Origin of the sequence: Veillonella orientalis (assembly GCF_018406505.1) — a bacterium.
GTDB classification, from domain to species: domain Bacteria; phylum Bacillota; class Negativicutes; order Veillonellales; family Veillonellaceae; genus Veillonella; species Veillonella nakazawae.
The window spans coordinates 1,310,427-1,328,638 of sequence record NZ_AP022322.1; the positions used below are offsets into that span (position 1 = coordinate 1,310,427).

At 37.7% G+C, this 18,212-nt stretch carries 17 protein-coding genes; all 17 read right to left on the reverse strand.

What is annotated here, in order from left to right:
- Positions 1-3: 3 nt before the first annotated feature.
- The 17 genes from VEIS1202513_RS05950 to VEIS1202513_RS06030 all read right to left on the reverse strand — a co-directional run bounded on the left by VEIS1202513_RS05950 (position 4) and on the right by VEIS1202513_RS06030 (position 17,882).
- Entirely contained in the window at positions 4-1,557 is a 1,554-nt protein-coding gene (locus VEIS1202513_RS05950) for an LptA/OstA family protein (RefSeq protein ID WP_213467005.1), read from the reverse strand.
- Positions 1,558-1,594: 37 nt separating this feature from the next.
- Positions 1,595-2,713 carry a hypothetical protein gene (locus VEIS1202513_RS05955; RefSeq protein WP_024065495.1) on the reverse strand — a complete coding sequence of 373 codons (1,119 nt, stop codon included), beginning with the start codon at positions 2,711-2,713 and terminating at the stop codon, positions 1,595-1,597.
- Positions 2,714-2,821: 108 nt separating this feature from the next.
- On the reverse strand, positions 2,822-3,268 hold the full coding sequence (locus VEIS1202513_RS05960) for a hypothetical protein (protein WP_005387067.1): 447 nt from the start codon (positions 3,266-3,268) through the stop codon (positions 2,822-2,824).
- Positions 3,269-3,526: 258 nt separating this feature from the next.
- Positions 3,527-4,534, reverse strand: a complete 1,008-nt coding sequence (hypE, locus tag VEIS1202513_RS05965; RefSeq protein WP_213467006.1) for a hydrogenase expression/formation protein HypE — start codon at positions 4,532-4,534, stop codon at positions 3,527-3,529.
- 1 nt (position 4,535) lies between these two features.
- Complete coding sequence (hypD, locus tag VEIS1202513_RS05970; protein WP_213467007.1) at positions 4,536-5,654, reverse strand: hydrogenase formation protein HypD; 1,119 nt, start codon at positions 5,652-5,654, stop codon at positions 4,536-4,538.
- Positions 5,623-5,865: a HypC/HybG/HupF family hydrogenase formation chaperone gene (locus VEIS1202513_RS05975; protein ID WP_213467008.1), complete on the reverse strand. Its 243-nt coding sequence runs from the start codon at positions 5,863-5,865 to the stop codon at positions 5,623-5,625. The genes hypD and VEIS1202513_RS05975 overlap by 32 nt, the downstream gene beginning before the upstream one ends.
- A gap of 143 nt (positions 5,866-6,008) precedes the next feature.
- Positions 6,009-8,288 (reverse strand): carbamoyltransferase HypF, encoded by a 2,280-nt coding sequence (hypF, locus tag VEIS1202513_RS05980; RefSeq protein WP_213467010.1) that lies wholly within the window; start codon positions 8,286-8,288, stop codon positions 6,009-6,011.
- Between the two features lie 35 nt (positions 8,289-8,323).
- On the reverse strand, positions 8,324-9,733 hold the full coding sequence (gene scfB, locus VEIS1202513_RS05985; protein WP_213467012.1) for a thioether cross-link-forming SCIFF peptide maturase: 1,410 nt from the start codon (positions 9,731-9,733) through the stop codon (positions 8,324-8,326).
- A 166-nt stretch (positions 9,734-9,899) separates the two neighbouring features.
- A complete protein-coding gene (gene scfA, locus VEIS1202513_RS05990) occupies positions 9,900-10,043 on the reverse strand; it encodes a six-cysteine ranthipeptide SCIFF (protein WP_004693318.1) in 144 nt (47 codons plus the stop codon).
- Between the two features lie 67 nt (positions 10,044-10,110).
- Positions 10,111-10,902, reverse strand: coding sequence for an ECF transporter S component (locus tag VEIS1202513_RS05995; protein ID WP_213467013.1), 792 nt, complete (start codon positions 10,900-10,902; stop codon positions 10,111-10,113).
- A 49-nt stretch (positions 10,903-10,951) separates the two neighbouring features.
- Positions 10,952-11,794: a hypothetical protein gene (locus VEIS1202513_RS06000; RefSeq protein ID WP_213467014.1), complete on the reverse strand. Its 843-nt coding sequence runs from the start codon at positions 11,792-11,794 to the stop codon at positions 10,952-10,954.
- Positions 11,787-12,191, reverse strand: a complete 405-nt coding sequence (locus tag VEIS1202513_RS06005) for a hypothetical protein (protein WP_213467015.1) — start codon at positions 12,189-12,191, stop codon at positions 11,787-11,789. The genes VEIS1202513_RS06000 and VEIS1202513_RS06005 overlap by 8 nt, the downstream gene beginning before the upstream one ends.
- 115 nt (positions 12,192-12,306) lie before the next feature.
- A complete protein-coding gene (locus tag VEIS1202513_RS06010; RefSeq protein WP_213467017.1) occupies positions 12,307-14,445 on the reverse strand; it encodes a heavy metal translocating P-type ATPase in 2,139 nt (712 codons plus the stop codon).
- Between the two features lie 15 nt (positions 14,446-14,460).
- Complete coding sequence (locus tag VEIS1202513_RS06015; RefSeq protein ID WP_005376730.1) at positions 14,461-14,721, reverse strand: DUF6110 family protein; 261 nt, start codon at positions 14,719-14,721, stop codon at positions 14,461-14,463.
- A gap of 107 nt (positions 14,722-14,828) precedes the next feature.
- Positions 14,829-15,035 (reverse strand): FeoB-associated Cys-rich membrane protein, encoded by a 207-nt coding sequence (locus tag VEIS1202513_RS06020; protein WP_213467018.1) that lies wholly within the window; start codon positions 15,033-15,035, stop codon positions 14,829-14,831.
- A 231-nt stretch (positions 15,036-15,266) separates the two neighbouring features.
- Positions 15,267-17,639 (reverse strand): ferrous iron transport protein B, encoded by a 2,373-nt coding sequence (gene feoB, locus VEIS1202513_RS06025; protein ID WP_105088980.1) that lies wholly within the window; start codon positions 17,637-17,639, stop codon positions 15,267-15,269.
- 9 nt (positions 17,640-17,648) lie between these two features.
- Entirely contained in the window at positions 17,649-17,882 is a 234-nt protein-coding gene (locus tag VEIS1202513_RS06030; protein ID WP_004697076.1) for a FeoA family protein, read from the reverse strand.
- Positions 17,883-18,212 lie beyond the last annotated feature (330 nt).

The window sequence follows — 18,212 nt, forward strand, 5'->3', positions numbered from 1 at the left end:
TAATTAAAAGTCTTTGCCAACAAATTTGATCTTCCATTGATCATTGTTGCTTCTATGAGCATCTTTATATGTCAAATACATATCAAAGGAATGCAAATCACGATGCCATGTATAGTACACAGAATCAATGTCACCACTCATCATATTTGTTTTCACACTGACAGAAACATCATCCAAGCGAGTTAATTTATAAGAGCCACCATAAATAAGCTCCTTAGGAAGCTCTGTCGTATCGAATCGGTATGGAGAGTTGTTGTAAGAAATATTACGTTGATTATAACTAACCCATACATTAGCACGATTTCCCACTTTAGATTGGAAACGAGCGCCCCAATAAGGCATGCTACGAATCGTACCATTATAACCATAATAATCTCGTTGGTAACCACCTAAGAAACGTAAATCTGCATTTTTCCAAAGCTTAATTGGATCATGAGATACTTCTGTATAATACTCTTTATGAGAACCTTTTACAGAACCCTCTTTCCAATAGCCCGCGTTTACACCACCACGTACAGTAACAGGAGATTTACCAACATGATATGTATGAGTATCTAAACGAACTTCACCAATCTTTTCTACCCATACAGTTTCATCGTTATACTCATTAGATTCTTTACTGTAACCTATGGATGCAGTAGCCCAAGGCAAATAATGTCTATAGCCTACTTTTGGTTTAAATCCAGACTTTGAATACCAACGGTAATCAATATAGGCTTCACCATGCTTACCGATTGGATACTCTGTACTACCATGCAAACCAATGCCATCATCACTACTATATGTAGGTTTTGGAACCAAGGAAAAAATACTAAATTTACCCTCTTTATCATGACGAAGAGATGCTGTATAAGAAGGCAAAGATAAAACCTTGAAGTTTTTAATATAGAAGGATGGTTTTTTGATAACTACTTTATCGCCAGGATATACCTTGATATCTTGACCTTCTACACGATAGTCAGGTGTATGTTTAAAAGCCATCGCATGTTTTGTGGTAACCATGCCTTTTTCCATATGACCAGTTTCACCATCAAATGTAGCATTTTGCCCTTTTACATAGTAAGGGTCATTCCAACCAAAAGCTTGATCGGCTGTAAAATGGTGATCACTAGTACGATATGTCATATTTTGACCTGTAATATCCTTAGTTTTACCACCATTTTCTAAAAAGTGATATCCACCAACAGTACGATATTCTGTAGTTTTCGTATTACCTTCTATACGCGGAGACATCAAAGTTTGATTACCTTGAGTCACTACTACATCACCTTGCGCATATACATCACCAGTGGACCCTATATAGGACATTTTGTCTGCATCAATACGAGTCGGCAACTGTTCTGTAGGTTGATCAGACTTTGCCTTTTCACCACGACGTACAACACGGATATTACTATTGTCAGGTGTAGATGCTTTAGAGATTTCTCCAAGATAGGATTGATCAACGCTATCCAATTGATCTTGATATACCGTGGTTGACTCTGTAGCGGCCCATACTGGTTGTGCTAAACAGAAAACACATGCCGCTGCCAGCCATTGTACTTTACGTTTCCTCATGGTTACTAGAACTCCTCTTGCTTTAAGAATTTGTTAATTATTGATTACGCTTTACAACTACGATAGGTTGAGAAACATTTTCTACTTGCTCTTCTTGTTCTTCTACTGCTGCTGGTTCCTCTGTTGTTGTTTCATTTTCATCAACAGCCGCTTCATTAGTATCTACAGTTTCTTCAGATTCATCTGCTGCATTCGGTACAGTTACAGCTTCAGCCAATTCATCATCACTATGAGCTAAACCGTCACCACCAATTACAAGACCTTGAATTGTTACAGAATCTTGAGGTTGTACATAAATTGTTGCACCAGCAGGGTACTCAATATTTTTCCCCTTAACAAAAGCGCCACCTACTAAACCTACTGGTCCAAGTAAAACAGCACCAGCTACAGATGCACCTGCAGCTTTTACTTCATTACGAGTTTTGTCTTTAGCTTCTTTACCTTGTACAGCAGTGAATTCTGTACCATCAATAGCAGGAATAGTATCGAATGTAATATCTAATGCACCATTACGACCAAAGGAACGAGCCTTTTTCAAAGAAGTAATTGTACCAGAACCTACTGTACCTGCAGGAACTAATAACACATTACCATCCATAACATTTTCAGCTACTGTGAAAGCAACAGTGTCGCCTTCATGGCTAGTTTTTGAAGAAACAGCATCATTCAATGTAACTTTGAAAACTTGATTGCCAGCTAATGTACCCACTTGATTTGTGAGCGTTACATTGCTGCCATATACTTTTGTTTTTAAAGAAATAATACGTTTTTGTAGAGAGCCGCTACCAATACGACCATTAACGCTACGTTCCATCTTTTCTACACGATCAACAAGAGAACCTGCATTAATGCTATTTTGATATGTATATTCAAGTGCGTCCATTTCTTCGCGCAAAGAAATATTTGTGCCGCTACCTTCTACGGAGTTATAAAGGGAATCGACACGTTTGCTCAATGTAGCAGAATTGCCATTGAAACCAGTACCATACACGGTTTCATCAAGTTGATTAATGCGGTCCACTACAGCACCATCTTGTACAGCACCATATACAGTAGTCTCTAAAACATTTGTTTTTTCTGTAACTGTACCAGGAGCAGCAAATGCAGTGCCTGAAATCAAGGATGCCATTAAAAGTGTAAGTACTTGCTTCTTCATAAATTCCTCCACAACGTATCTAATGTATAACTGTTATACAACAGAATAAGCACGGGCCTAAGACCGTGCTTATTCCCTGAGTCTACTATTTTATATGCTCAGTGGCCATTAAATTTTCAAATCGATAATAGCAGATACACCTACGCCTTGAACACGAGATGCACCAACTGGGTTTGTGCTATCAACTGGTACTAAACCTTTTACACGAACCATACCGTTAAAGCTACCTTCAACTTGAGCAACCGCTTTAACTTGTTCAATGCTAGATGCTGGGCCAGTTACTTGAGCAGCACCAATATAACCTTTTGTACCAATACTGATAATAGGTACAACTTTAGTTGTATACTCTGTGCTTAAGTTATTTTGTTTCAATAATTTATTTAAGAAAGAGTCAATTTGAGGACCGAATTTATTGATAACAATACCGATGCCACCAATTTTAGCTGCACCACCAAGAATACTGCTAAGGCCGCCAGCTTGAGTAGTCAAGATGCCACCAAATGCAGTTGTAGTTAAACAAATCCCTAGAACAGCTGTAATAATCTTCTTTTTCATAATAAGCCTCCTATAGATACTTATATTTTAACAAATTCTATACATAGATTCTAGTGAAAGTATAAGAACTTACACATAAAGATACTAGCATTGTATAAAAGTCCGATGAACAATCAATGAATTTTACACAACTTAATTTAATACTACTATCCCAAAAGATTATTGTCAACATCTACTATTCTTCACAATCTATAAGTACAAAAATTCTTTTTATACATATAAAATCAGCTAAATATAAAATAATCTTAGTCTATATAATTAGCAGATACGAGGGACTTGATCTTCACCTAACAAATCAATTAAACGGACACCACCAATTGCGGTTTGCAATCCAACCTTGCCAATATTTTTATCTAATGTTTTACCGATTAATACAGCTTCTTTACCTTCTTCAAAGCCACGAAGAATAGATAAAACTTCATCAGTAACCGATGGGTCTACCACAAGCACTACCTTACCTTCATTAGCTAAATATAATGGATCATACCCTAAAATATCACAAACAGATTGCACTTCAGCGTGAATCGGTATAGCTGCTTCGTCCACCTTAATACCAACTTGACTTTGGTCTGCAATTTCTTTTAAAACAGTACCTAAACCACCACGTGTAGGATCTCGCAATAGAGCCACTTGAGGCCCCACTTTATCAAGTACGGCATGAACCATATTGTTTAAAGGGGCACAGTCAGTTTTTAAAGAATCAGATAGGTCTAATCCAAACCGTTGTCCCATAACAGCAACAGAATGATCCCCTATAGCACCAGATAAGATAACATCCATTCCCGGCTTTACGCGATGTGGACCAATATCTATCCCTGTTGGAATCATACCAATCCCCGCAGTATTTATGTAGATTTTGTCTACCTCACCCTTTTTAACAACCTTAGTGTCTCCTGTAACAATTTGTACATTTGCAGTTTTTGCCATATCTGACATGGTATGAAGGATTTCATCTAACTCATTAAAGGCAAGGCCTTCTTCTAAAATGAGCCCACAACTCAAGTATTGTGGAATAGCACCATTCATAGCTAAATCATTCACTGTACCACATACAGCTAATTTACCAATATTTCCGCCAGGGAAAAACGCTGGTTGTACTACATAGGAATCTGTAGAGAACGCCATACGTCCTGCTGTAACGGGAAATTGAGCACCATCGTGTAAAGGAGCTAATAAATCATTTGTAAAATATTTCAAAATAAAACGCTCGGTCAACTCATGACTATATCGACCACCGTTTCCATGGACTAAGCGAACTCGCTCCATATTAATCCTCCCACGTCGATCCACCACTGGAATAACCATATTTATACCATGCAGCACAACTACCTTCTACAGATACCATGCAGGCACCAACTGGATGGTCAGCAGTACAACTTTTACCAAATAATGGACATTCACTCGGTTTAATAAGACCTTGCAATACACGGCCACATTGACACCCCTTCGGATCAAGAGAAGGTCGTTCAAGATGGATAGGTAATGCACGTTCTACATCATAGGCTGCATATTCGTCCTTTAATCTTAAACCAGAATTTGGAATGACACCTATACCACGCCACGCATCATCACATACATCATATACCTCTTTGATCATCGCTTGCGCTACGGGATTACCCTTCTGCATAACTACAGAATGATATGTATTGCCTACTATAAAATTACTAGTTTTTCGTTGCTCTAAAATATTTGCTATAGCAGATAAAATTTCAATTCCATCAAAACCAGCAATACATGATGGTATGTGATACTCTTCAGGTAAGAATTGATATGGTTCTTCTCCGATAATAACACTCACATGACCCGGCAAAATAAAACCATCAATATGACCTTCTTGTTTATCTAATAAAGCTCGCAATGCAGGAGGCACTAATTTATGAGATACAAGGAAGAAAACGTTCTTCAAGCCTGCTGCATGAACTGCTTTTACAGTTGCACAAATAACGGCAATAGTCGTTTCAAAACCTATGGCTAAAAATACGATTTTCTTTTCCGGATATTTCTTACTAAGTTCTACTACCTCTAAAGGCGTATAAATTACATGGATATGCGCGCCCTTTGTTTGAGCTTCACTAAGACTACTATAACTACCTGGCACCTTTAACATATCCCCAAAGGTTGCAATAATAACATCATCACGTTCAGCATAAGCCAAAGCCTTATCCATATACGTTTGATCCGTTACACATACAGGACATCCTGGTCCACTAACAAGTTCAATGCCACTTGGCAATAACTGACGAAGACCTTCACGGAAAATCGATACAGTATGTGTACCACAAACCTCCATAAGTCTCACGGTTTCCCCTGGCTTATGAAGAGTATTGATACGTTTTAACAATGCATCAGCACTGTTATACTTTTCCTGCAAAGTAAGCTTCTTCAAGTTCTTCTAGCTCCTTAAAGGCCTCTAATGTTTTTTGTGCCTCTTCTTCATCAACAATTTGTACAGCAAAACCTGCATGGACTAACAACCAGTCCCCTACCTTTGCTTCTGGTACGAGGAGTAAGCTGCAGTCACGGGTAGCACCTGTTAATTCTACAGTGCCAATAACATCATTCACAGCTATTAACTGTGCTGGTACAGCTAAGCACATATTATCTCCTTATATATTACTTTAATAACAAATTCTATAAGTTTACTTTTATGTAAGTAAACTCAATATATATAAATATTTCTAATATTATTGTATCACAATTATAGTATTCATTAAGTGATACTAGCTACATGAGTATATAACTATTTCTGATTACCAATCCATAATTGGCCGAGTGCTAAGCCCCCATCATTGGAAGGAACAGCCTCATTCATATATAAATTGCCTACATGCCAAGCGCGATATATTAACTCTACTAATTTGCGATTTTGAAATACACCGCCTGATATGGCCGCATCACTAATATTATATCGCTCCATTAAATCGGCTGAAGTTTCACATAATGCAATGGCAACGGTTTTATGGAATGATGCTGAAAGATGAGCTTTAGATTCACCTTTAACGACACCATCCATAATAGATTGAACAGTTGGAGTAAAATCAAGAATTCGACCGTCATAGTTATAATCAAGCAATATGCCTTTTTCATCACCACATAAAGATTCTAATGCAATAGCAATTTGCGCATCATAGGTATGAATCATGCCTAGGCCTAAAAGAGAACCTGCTGCATCAAATAAACGTCCACAGCTCATTGCTTGAATCATAGGCATTGTAGATTGTAATGCTTTATCTAATATTTCCCAACCTTTAGGTAGCCTGTTCATCCAATCTTGGTAAATAGGTGGAATATCATTACCATAATAATTTCTGATATACCATAAGGCTTGACGCCATGGCTCAGAAACCGCTTTTTCTCCACCTGGTAACGGCGCTTCATGGATATGAGCTAATCGCTGATATTCGTTGCCTTTACAAAGAAGGAATTCACCGCCCCATACGCTTCCATCTGGACCATATCCAGTACCATCCATGGCAATCCCTAGTACAGGGCCTTCTAGATTGTGTTCTGCCATAACTGATGCAATATGAGCATGATGATGTTGGACAGGTATAACAGAAATCTGTGAACTTTTACCAATACGTTCTCCTAAGTGAGAAGAGAAAAATTGAGGATGACTATCTACAATGATTTTCTCTGGTTGTATAGAAAATAATTTCTCATATCGGTCAATAGTCCACTCCAAAGTTGCATGAGTGGATGCATTCTGTAGATCACCAATATGTGGTCCTACAAGAACTTCAGAACCTTTATTCATAGCGAAAGCATTTTTTAAATCACTCCCCATGGCTAATATCGAAGTTTGCCCTGAAATTTCACAATGAATAGGTTCTGGTACATAGCCACGACTACGACGAATAAATCGAGGTTTCTTATGAATAACAGTTACGACAGAATCATCGAGAGGTGCATAAATTTGACGATTGTGCACCAAGAAATAATCGGCAACCGATTCTAACTCTTCAAAGGCTTGATCATCATCATATAAAACTGGATCACCACTTCGATTACCGCTTGTCATGACCCATGCCGCATCTGACGGTAATAGTACCTCATGCATTGGTGTATATGGTAACATTACGCCAAGCATATGATTATCCGGAGCCACATGGGGACTCAAACGCACTAAACTATCAGTATTTCTTTTTAATAATACGATAGGACGTTCCATTCCCGTCAAAACATCAAGTTCTTCATCACTAAGATGAACAAGCTCGATTGCTGTATCTAGGGACCCTACCATAATTGCTAAGGGTTTATGTGGTCGATTCTTACGCTTACGCAAGCGTTGGACCGCCGTATCATTTCGAGCATCACAAACTAGATGGTATCCACCTATCCCTTTTATAGCAATAATACTACCTTCATTGATTAATTCACGGGTAGTATTCCAAACATTTACAGTATCCACAACCGTACGATTAGGTTTATATAAAGTATAATGAGGGCCACATTGAACGCATGCGTTTGGTTCAGCACGATAACGGCGCCCCTCTATATCTTCGTATTCAGCCTTACAAGCTTCGCACATAGGAAACTCGTCCATCGTCGTTCGTTCCCGATCATAGGGAAGTGATTTAATAATCGTATATCGTGGGCCACAATTTGTACAATTAATAAAAGGATATTCTTTTCTACGCTTGTCCTGTTGTAGTTCTTTAAGACAATCAGCACATGGTGCCGTATCAGCACTAATAAATGTGCTAACTGCTTCACCTAATGGAGATGGCTTCACAGAAAAGTCAACTTCATTATCTTTTATAGTAAGATGTTGTACCGTTTTACTTGTAATACGGCACAGTCTAGGTCGGTCATCTTGAATAGCATCTAAAAATAGCTGTAAATCACCGACACAACCTTGTACCTCAACGTAAACACCTTGGCTATCATTATAAACAAAACCAGTTAACCCCAGAGAATGTGCCCACATAGAAACAAGGGGCCGGAATCCGACCCCTTGAACTATACCGGTATAACGAATTCCCCAGCGTTCTATAGTTTGATTACTATTTTGTTTCATATAAACTCCTACTATAGACGGAGAATTAATGGCTATTAACCTAATGCTACAGGAATACTGCCATCAATGCCAGCTTGTTCTAACTCGGCTTGAATCATAATAGCGCATTCAATACGTTTCTTTTGTAAGCGGCAGCCAAATTCATAAGGTGTTTCTAAATCGCCACCTAATGTAATGTTGTTAGCATGACAACCACCAGAACAGAAGAATTTCGCCCAACATTCAGCACAAGTTGGTTTAGAGAATACATGTGTATTACGGAAATCTTTAGGAATTTCTGTATTTTGTAATCCATCATACACATTGCCAAGCACATATCCATCTTTACCTACGAATTGATGACATGGGTAAATATCGCCATTAGGTACGACTGCCATATATTCATGACCTGCCCCACAACCACGAAGGCGTTTAGCCATACATGGACCGCGATATAAATCCATACGGAAGTGGAAGAAGTTAAACTTCTCGCCCCAACCATCTAATTGACGTTGTAAATAAATATCTGCTAATTTTTCATATTCTTTTTCCAATACAGGCCAATCCTCTTCGCGAAGAACATAGTCCCCCTCTTCACCTACTACAGGCTCCATGGATAAATGTTCAAAGCCAAGATCAGACATAGCCATAACGTCTTTTGTAAAGTCTAAGTTTTTATGTGTATACGTACCACGTACGTAGTATTCAAGGCCATGGCGTTGTTTTACTGCATTAATAAGGTTTTTAGCAATATATTTGTAAGATTCCGCACCACTACCAGCTACAGGACGCATCGCATTATGTACAGATTCACGACCATCCAAAGATAATACAAGGCTCATCTTATGTTCATTTACATAGTCGATTTTATCTTGTGTTAACAGCATACCATTTGTAGTCAATGTAAGCTTGAAAATCTTATTGTGCTTTTCTTGAATGGATTCAATATATTCAACTGTTTGTTTAACAACATCCCAGTTCAATAAAGGTTCTCCACCAAAGAAGTCTATTTCACAATGTTGACGAGGGCCGCTCATTTTAATGAGGAAGTCCACTGCACGCTTCGCCACATCAAAACTCATTAATTCACGTTTTACACCGCCGTAATCACCTTGGCTGGCAAAACAGTATTTACATGCTAAATTACAATCATGAGCAATATTTAAGCATAATGCCTTAACAATAGGTTTTTCACCTACTACAAGTTTAAACTCTCTACTCATCGGAGCAAACAATTGCTCTGCTTTAATGAGCTCATCTAACTCATCCATAATCTCATCAAGCTCTACGGCATCTTCCTTAGCATCTAATGCAGCATGTACTGCATCGCGATTAGTGCCATCATATATGTCAAGAACTCTATCAATGAGTTCGTCGATAACGTGAATAATACCACTATTAACATCTAAGCAGTAATAGTTATCCTTCATCCGAAACTTATGGATCATTGGTTTTAATTCTAACATGGTACCTCCAATTATTATGTATGGTAAAAGTTCTACTATATAGAACTTTCTAGATAATTGTACCACATTTCCACGCTAAACGTTATGAAAAGAGTCATAAAGATATACCATACAAAGTATGTATTATACACATAAATAAAAAAGGCCCGCTAAGCGAGCCTCTTTATTATTTTTGTTTGCAAACTTGGTTACCAACTGTGCAGCTTGTTTTGCAAGCAGATTGGCAAGATGTTTGACATTCCCCACAACCGCCAGTTTTAGCAGTTTTTTGTAAGGATTCAGTGTTGATAGTACGAATACGTTTAGCCATGGTTATCCTCCTCAATACTTATCGAATGATATTTATTTTATCATATTTATGAAAAGCCTGTAAAATACTATTTAGTTATGTTTTCTTCTACAGATTTGATTTTATTAACTTCTGTAGTTTTATTTGCATCCGCTCCTACTGTTGTTGCAGCGCTTGTAACAGCATCAGTTTTTTCTTTCTTAGGAGTATCCTTACGCAATACCTTACGTAATGCCAATGCAACTGGAGTAACGATAACAGCTGCAAAAACAGCTTCTGGAATACCATGCGTAACAGATAAGAATACAATAGACCCTAATACTTGATCTGGGCTTAGGTTCATTTTAATAGCAAACATATCTGCGTAAAGCAAGAAGATAAGTCCCATAACCATAATTGTATGGAATACAGTCCCCATAAATGCAGATACCAGAATGCGTGGACCTTGAGGTGCTTTCCACAATAATAAGTATACTAAATATGCTAATACAGGGAAAAGTATACGTGGTAACACAGAAATGATTGGATTAATAAATAGTGGAGATAAAATATTTGGAGCTGTAATATTTTGCCACAAGCTATAGCAACCAAAGATAAACCCTACAAAAGCACCAACTTTAGGCCCCTCTACAATTGCACCAATAAGTGTGGGTACATGTAAAGTAGTTACATTAAGCGGACCTAACGGAATAATACCATAGCCAGATACACCTAATGCGATTGTGATCCCCGCCAACAAACCAATAATGGTAAGCTCACGAATAGTAATACCACTCTTTTTCTCTTTTTTAACCTGTTTACGTTCAACGGGGCTAGTCGTTTCATTGCCTGGGATTGATACAGTTGAGTTATCATCCACTGGACGTTCATTGTTGTTCATAGATCCTCCTTCGTTCTCATTCCTTACGGATATAAGTCGAAACTAGAAATTAAATACGTTCACGGCGTCGTGAAATAATACCACGCTCTACCAATGCACCTATAATCACTGCTACACCTGTCATACCAGCTTCTAACAAAGTTGGGGTAACAAACACTAGTGGATTACCTTGATACGTTGGAAAAACGGTGGGAACTAAAGATAAAATAAACTCTGGAATATAACCACCATATAAAATATGGGCATTCATAGCGAGCCATAAACCAGCAGTTAAAACAATACGAAATAATCGTATACCTTTATAGGCTATTTCTCTTGGGTATAAATAGAATACGAATACCAATAAGGATATAAGTAATGACACCAATTCTGCAAAGAGTATATTCACATTCATAGATGACGCATACATGAAATAAACCATTGGATCTTGTAGATCAATATAGAGAAGTGAACCAATATATAAGAATGGAATTGGAATAGTATATCCAATTATATCGAGTGCTTCATCTACCATTCCCCATCGATGATTTCGATTGAAAAACTTAGTAGCTAACAATCCACAAAGTTCAATAAGTACTTGAACTATAAAATACACCACGAAGAGAAGCAACGCTGTTACAATTCCACTATCTGCAGTAAAGCTAAAGGGCGTATGAAGAAATGAAAATACAGTCCACCAAGCCCAACTATACGTATGATATCCCATACTCAATGGTAGGTCATCGTTAAATTTAGCATTCTTAAGTCTTCGTACCATAAGAGGTATTACGAGGGACAATACAGGGAATACTAAGATTGGTAAAGCTAGCGCTCCACTCAAGGAAAGAACTGTCGTTACAGCACTTACAAATAAAGCACAAACGACGGTGAATAACCAGAAATTCTTATTCATTACGGCCTCCTACTAAACGAGTAAGACCATATGCCAAAAGCAAGCTAATAGTAACACCAATATACATAGCTACTAAAAAAGCTACATCTCGGCCAGCTGTAGGCCAGCTCCATAGCATCGATAAATCTACACCGAGAAAAATACCTTTATAGCTAATGCCGTGGATTATAATCCAACTTACAACATAAGCAATACGGCTAATCGATTTTCCATCTCCAAAGGCACTACTTTTAAACGATAAATATGCCCAAGGCATTATTAGTGATAAAAGTAAATACCATACAAGTGCTACGGTAGCACTTGATCCATTATGAATCATATATGCAATAATAGGAATTACTACGATAAATAGATTCAAATAAACGGATCTTTTACAAATATCCATTAATGTGTTCATATAGATCTCCTATGATATGTAATCTCTTTGTATTTTACAATAATCATAGATAAATGTCATCAAAAAAGAAAAACCTCCATACAGGTAAATGAATACCTTATATGGAGGCTTCTAATTAAGCTACTACAGAGTCAGCTGTTACATCAATTGTAGGAACAGCGTCCTTTGGTTCTTCTTTTTTCAACAATGGAGTCATGCTTTCTAAGCCGATACCCAATGTGAATAGATTATGCAACCATGCTGTTTGGCTTGGCGGCATAATACCGAGTACGCCACCACCTACAAGAGCACCATTGAAACCAACGATACCATTGTAATTTGCTTTGATGCGTTTCATCAATGCCATAGAAATGCGGCGTAAATCTACAAGAGCTTGTAAGTTATCGGAAGAAATAGTAACATTTGCAATTTTTTGAGCAATTGGAGCGCCTTCATTCATAGCGATACCAACATGTGCTTCGGAAATTGCTGGGGAGTCATTAATACCATCCCCTACCATCATAACAGTATAGCCTTCAGCTTTTGCTTGTTTTACATAAGCTGCTTTATCTTCTGGCAATACTTCAGCATGCAATTCATCGATGCCGAGTTCGTCAGCTACACGTTGTGCATTACGTTTGGAGTCGCCAGTCATCATGACAACCTTTTTAATGCCCAATGTATGTAAATCAGCTATAACTTGTTTTGCTTCCTCACGAACAGGGTCTTTAATACAAATAACCGCTGCTAGTGTACCTCCAATAGCGAGGTAAATATGGGAAGATGAATTTGGTAAATTATTGAACTTTTCTTGTTCATCTGCAGGAATCTTTGTTTTTTCATCATCAAAGATGTAGTGAGCACTACCAATGCGTACACGGTAGCGGCCAACTTTAGATGCAATACCATGAGCTACAACGTATTCTACGTCAGAGTGCATTTCCTTGTGAGGCAAGTCATGATCCTTAGCAGCGCGTACAATTGCTTTTGCCATGGAGTGAGGGAAATGTTCCTCAATACATGCAGCTAATTTCAACATTTCATCTGCATCATGACCGTTGAACGGGATGATTTGTTCAAACTCAGGTTCTGCTTTTGTAAGAGTACCAGTTTTATCGAACACAATCATATCTGCTTGTGCAATTTGTTCTAAGAACTTACCACCTTTAACAGTGATACCGCGTTTAGATGCTTCTTGCATAGCGGAAAGTACTGCTAATGGAATGGATAATTTTAGAGCACAAGAGAAGTCAACCATTACGAAAGACAATGCTTTCATTACATTTCGAGTCAACAAGTATGTTAAACCAGCACCAATAAAGCTTATTGGAACTAATTTATCTGCCATGCGGTATGCTTGTTGTTCCATACCGGATTTCATTTGTTCAGACTCTTCAATGAGGTTAACGATTTTTTCGTAACGAGATGTTTTGGATGTGCTACGTACTTCTACAATAGCTTTACCGTCTTCAACAACAGTACCTGCATATACAGAACTGTCTTGATCGCGACGAACCGCTTCTGGTTCACCAGTCATGGAGCTTTCATTAACAAGAACAACACCATCGATAACGACGCCATCCAATGGAATCACTTCGCCTTGGCGAATAATGATTTTATCACCTGCCACAACTTCGTTAACTGGCTTGCTCACTTCAATGTCATCAACTAAAACCCATACTTTATCTACGTTCAAGGACATGCTTTGAGCGAGATTTAATACGGATTTACGGTGAGTCCATTCTTCTAAGATATCACCAATACCTAATAGGTACATAACAGCGCCAGCTGTAGGGTAATCCTTTTGAAGTAATGCAGCGCCAATAGCTACACCATCAAGTACTTCGACAGTTAACTTACGTTGCCACAATGTTTTAATCGCTTTACCGATAAATTTAATACCGTCAAACCAAGCCCATGCAGCTGCAATCGGTGCAGGAAGCACTGCTTTTTTACCTAAGTAAAGTGCAGTACGGTTGATCATCATTTCACGGTATTTTTTATTTACCAAGCGAGGAGAATATTCGTTTAAAGCAGGAGCTTCAGACAAATCTAAATCGCGTAGAGCTAACACTGCATCACGCACAGAATCAGAATCGCCATTATGTTTAATGGCGATTTGACTGCTACGAGTGAAGAAGGTTACATCTACAATTGCATCATTAAGGAGCAATGTATCCTCTACATAGGCTGCTTCAGCCTCTGTAAAGCGATGACCAGTTACCTTAACATGCAAGCGATTTCTGAGTTTTCGTACAACAGAAAATTGTAACATAGTTAAATCCTTCTATTATTTGTTTTCTTCAAAGATTTCTTCGTTGCGTGCTTCGTTGATTTCTTGAGCTTCTGCCAATACATCAGATGCGGATGCTTGTACTTTTTCAGCTGTTTCTAATACAGTTTCTTTAGCGCGAAGACCAGCTGCTACGATACCAGCATATACTTTTTTTGCGTCTTTGGAAGTTAACACTTTAAGACCTACAGTACCCAATGCAAGACCTGCTGCGAATAAGTTAGCGTTTTTAAGATTGTTTTGGTTGAAGTTGAACATGATAATATCCCTTTCTACTAATAAATATATAAAAAATTTACTTACTATATTTGAAAAGAGGAGCCCATTATAAAGACCCCTCATTCAAATTCAGAATTCGTATTAGCTTACTTAGCGGTACGTTTAATGCCTAGTGCCTTGTTGGAACCATCGCAGCTGCAGTTACCACCGCAACCAGAAGTTTTCTTAGAGCTAGAATCAGAACCACCGCCACCACAGCCGCAGCCACCTTTACCAGACATTTGTTTGTAAAATTTATTGCCGATATAAGCTATTGCTAATACAACTATGAGTCCTATAACAAGATTATCCATTATTATGCCTCTTTCTCAATATCTACTAAATTACAATATGTGTCTTAGTGATAAACAAGATAAAAGCAATATCTAAAGGATATTTCCCTTTTCTCATTATCATTTAACCACGAATATTGATAATTATCAAGTATTATTTCTAAATTACTTATAACAAAATCGCATTTTTTCTATTCATTTTTGTTTAAAGAATCTAAAAGTGGCTAAACTCTCCTATTTAGCGACTCTAGATTAGAAACCTAATGCGCGACCAATGTTATAGAAGATGAAACATGCAATCCATGCAAATGTATTTTCATAGCAGAACATGAATGCAACCCATTTCCAAGAACCTGTTTCACGTTTGATAACAGCTAATGTTGCCAAACAAGGTGGGTAAATTAATACGAACAACATCATTGTTAATGCAATCAATGGTGAGAAGTTTGGATCATTTTGTAAGTAATCAGTCAATGGAGCTGGATTTTTATCATCACCACCTACTGCATATACTGTACCCAATGTAGAAATTACTACCTCTTTAGCAGCTAAACCAGCCACGAGAGACAAGCCCATCTTCCAGTCGAAGCCCAATGGTTCAAGAACTGGGTTGATTGCTTTACCAAAGGATGCTGCATAGGACTGTTCAATTTTTTCAGAAGCTTGTTCTTTATCAAGTTTGTCATTTTCAGCATCTAGGTTAGCACTATTTTTGTACATAGCCCATGCTGCAGGGAACAATTTTTGGTTTTCATCTTTAATATCATTAAATAATTCAGGTGCTTCAGAATCTTCTTCAACCGCTATTTCAGGTTCATCTTCTCCCGCATTTTTAGCCGCATCAGTAGCATCTTGTACTGTAGTTTTCATATCTTCTACAATTTTATCTACTGCCTCTTTTTGATCATCTGTAGTGATGCCAAATTGAGCTAATGTAGCAGCATCTTTCACTTCATACTCTTGAGCAACTTGTTCTTTCACTGCATCATAATCTTTGGAGTATTCAACATCCATAGGATATGCAGTAATGAACCAAATCAAGATAGATGCGGCCATAATGAAAGTACCAGCTTTAATGATGTACAATTTAGCACGTTCGTACATATGCATCCAAGTAGCTTTCAATGTAGGCAAATGATATGGAGGTAATTCCATTACAAATGGTTCAGCTTCACCAGCAAATAGGAATTTGCGGAAGATTTTTGCAAAGATAATACCGAAGATGATACCCAAGAAGTATACAGAGAATACAACTAAAGTACTATCCCAACCATTTGGGAAGAACGCATTTGCAAATAAGATATATACTGGTAAACGAGCAGAACAACTCATGAATGGTGTAATCAAAATAGTAACCATTCGATCCTTATAATTATCAAGGATACGAGCGCCCATTACAGATGGTACGGAACAACCAAATCCCAATAGCAAAGGAATAAAGGATTTACCATGCAAGCCACATGCGCGCATTACACGGTCAATAACGAAGGCTGCACGAGCCATGTAACCAGTATCTTCCAAGAAAGAAATGCCAAGGAAGAGTAATAAAATTAATGGCAAGAATGAAAGTACCGCACCTACGCCGGCAATAATACCATCAGATACGAGTGACTGTAATTGGCCCTCTGGAATAGTCTGAACCGCATAAGCTTGTAATGCAGCGAAACCATCCTCGATCCAACCTTGAGGAATACCACCAACGAAGTTAACGAACGCAAACAATAAGTACATAACAACCATGAAGATTGGTAAACCCCAAATTCGATGCGTTAAGATTTTGTCGTAACGGTCAGAGCGTGTTTCCAATTGAGTTGGCGCTTGTGTTAAACATGTATTATATACTTCTACTGCAAAGCGGTGACGATATTCTTGGAAGACAATATCAAGATCAACTTGATCCTTAATTTCTTCACGAATAGCTTCAGCCTTTTGAATAACAGCTTCCGTATTATCAAAGCGCATAACTTTGCCAATAACGTCAGCATCTTTTTCTAACAACTTAACAGCAATCCAACGAAGTGGATATGTAACAGTGCCCGCTTGTTTTAGCAATTCTACAAGCTCACTAATTTTACCTTCTAACAAATCACCATAGTTAATTGTTACACCAGGAGCTTTTTGAGAAGCAGCTACACTAATTGTTGCTTCTAACAAGTCTTTTGTACCAATGTTTGTACGACCTACTGTGCTAACAATTGTAGCCCCTGTCATTTCTGCCATTTTTTTTAGGTCGTATTTGATGCCCATTTCTTCAGCAACGTCAGCCATGTTTAGAGCAATAACCATTGGCTTTTCAAGTTCCAATAATTGTGCAGCTAAATATAAGTTACGTTCCAAGTTAGATGCATCAAGAACATTAACAATAACATCTGGGTTATCATTTACGATAACATTACGCGCTACTAACTCATCCAAGGAACGTGCAGTTAAGCTATATGTACCTGGTAAGTCAATAAACAATAACTCATGGCCATCAAAGTTCGTATGGCCTTCCTTTTTTTCTACTGTAACGCCGGCATAGTTACCAACGTGTTGCTTCGCCCCTGTGATATTGTTAAACATTGTAGTTTTACCACAGTTAGGGTTACCTGCTAAGGCAATGCGAATTTGCCCATTTTCTGCCATGTGAACCTCCTATTGAACCTCTACATCAATCATGCCAGCTTCGCTTGTACGAAGTGCTAATTCAAAGTTTTTTACTTTGATTTCCACCGGATCCCCCAAAGGGGCAAACTTCATAACATGGATTTTTGTACCATTTACAAGACCCATGTCAATTAGACGATGCTTAACATTGCCACTGCCATGTAGTGCAACAATAAGACCAGACTCACCTGGTTTCATGTCTTTTAACTTTTTGATAGCCATACGACACCTCCTAATTATTGTACCTAACAACCTCATATTAAACACACCAAGTAATAATGCGTATTAATATCTTAAATTATTATACCAAACTAATTAGGAATTTCAACAATTATTATCATTTTTATGGTGATTTTATATCTCATATATATATTTTTTTCTCATATTAAATATGAGAATTGATTTATTAATCCCTCATAAAACCCTATGAGGTATGGTGTTATTCGCGCTGTCACCAATAAAAAAGAACACCTAAAAAATAAGAATCACTACTAAGATAATCATTATTGATAATTTAATCATTCTCATTTATGTTTTTAAATTTTATTTTAA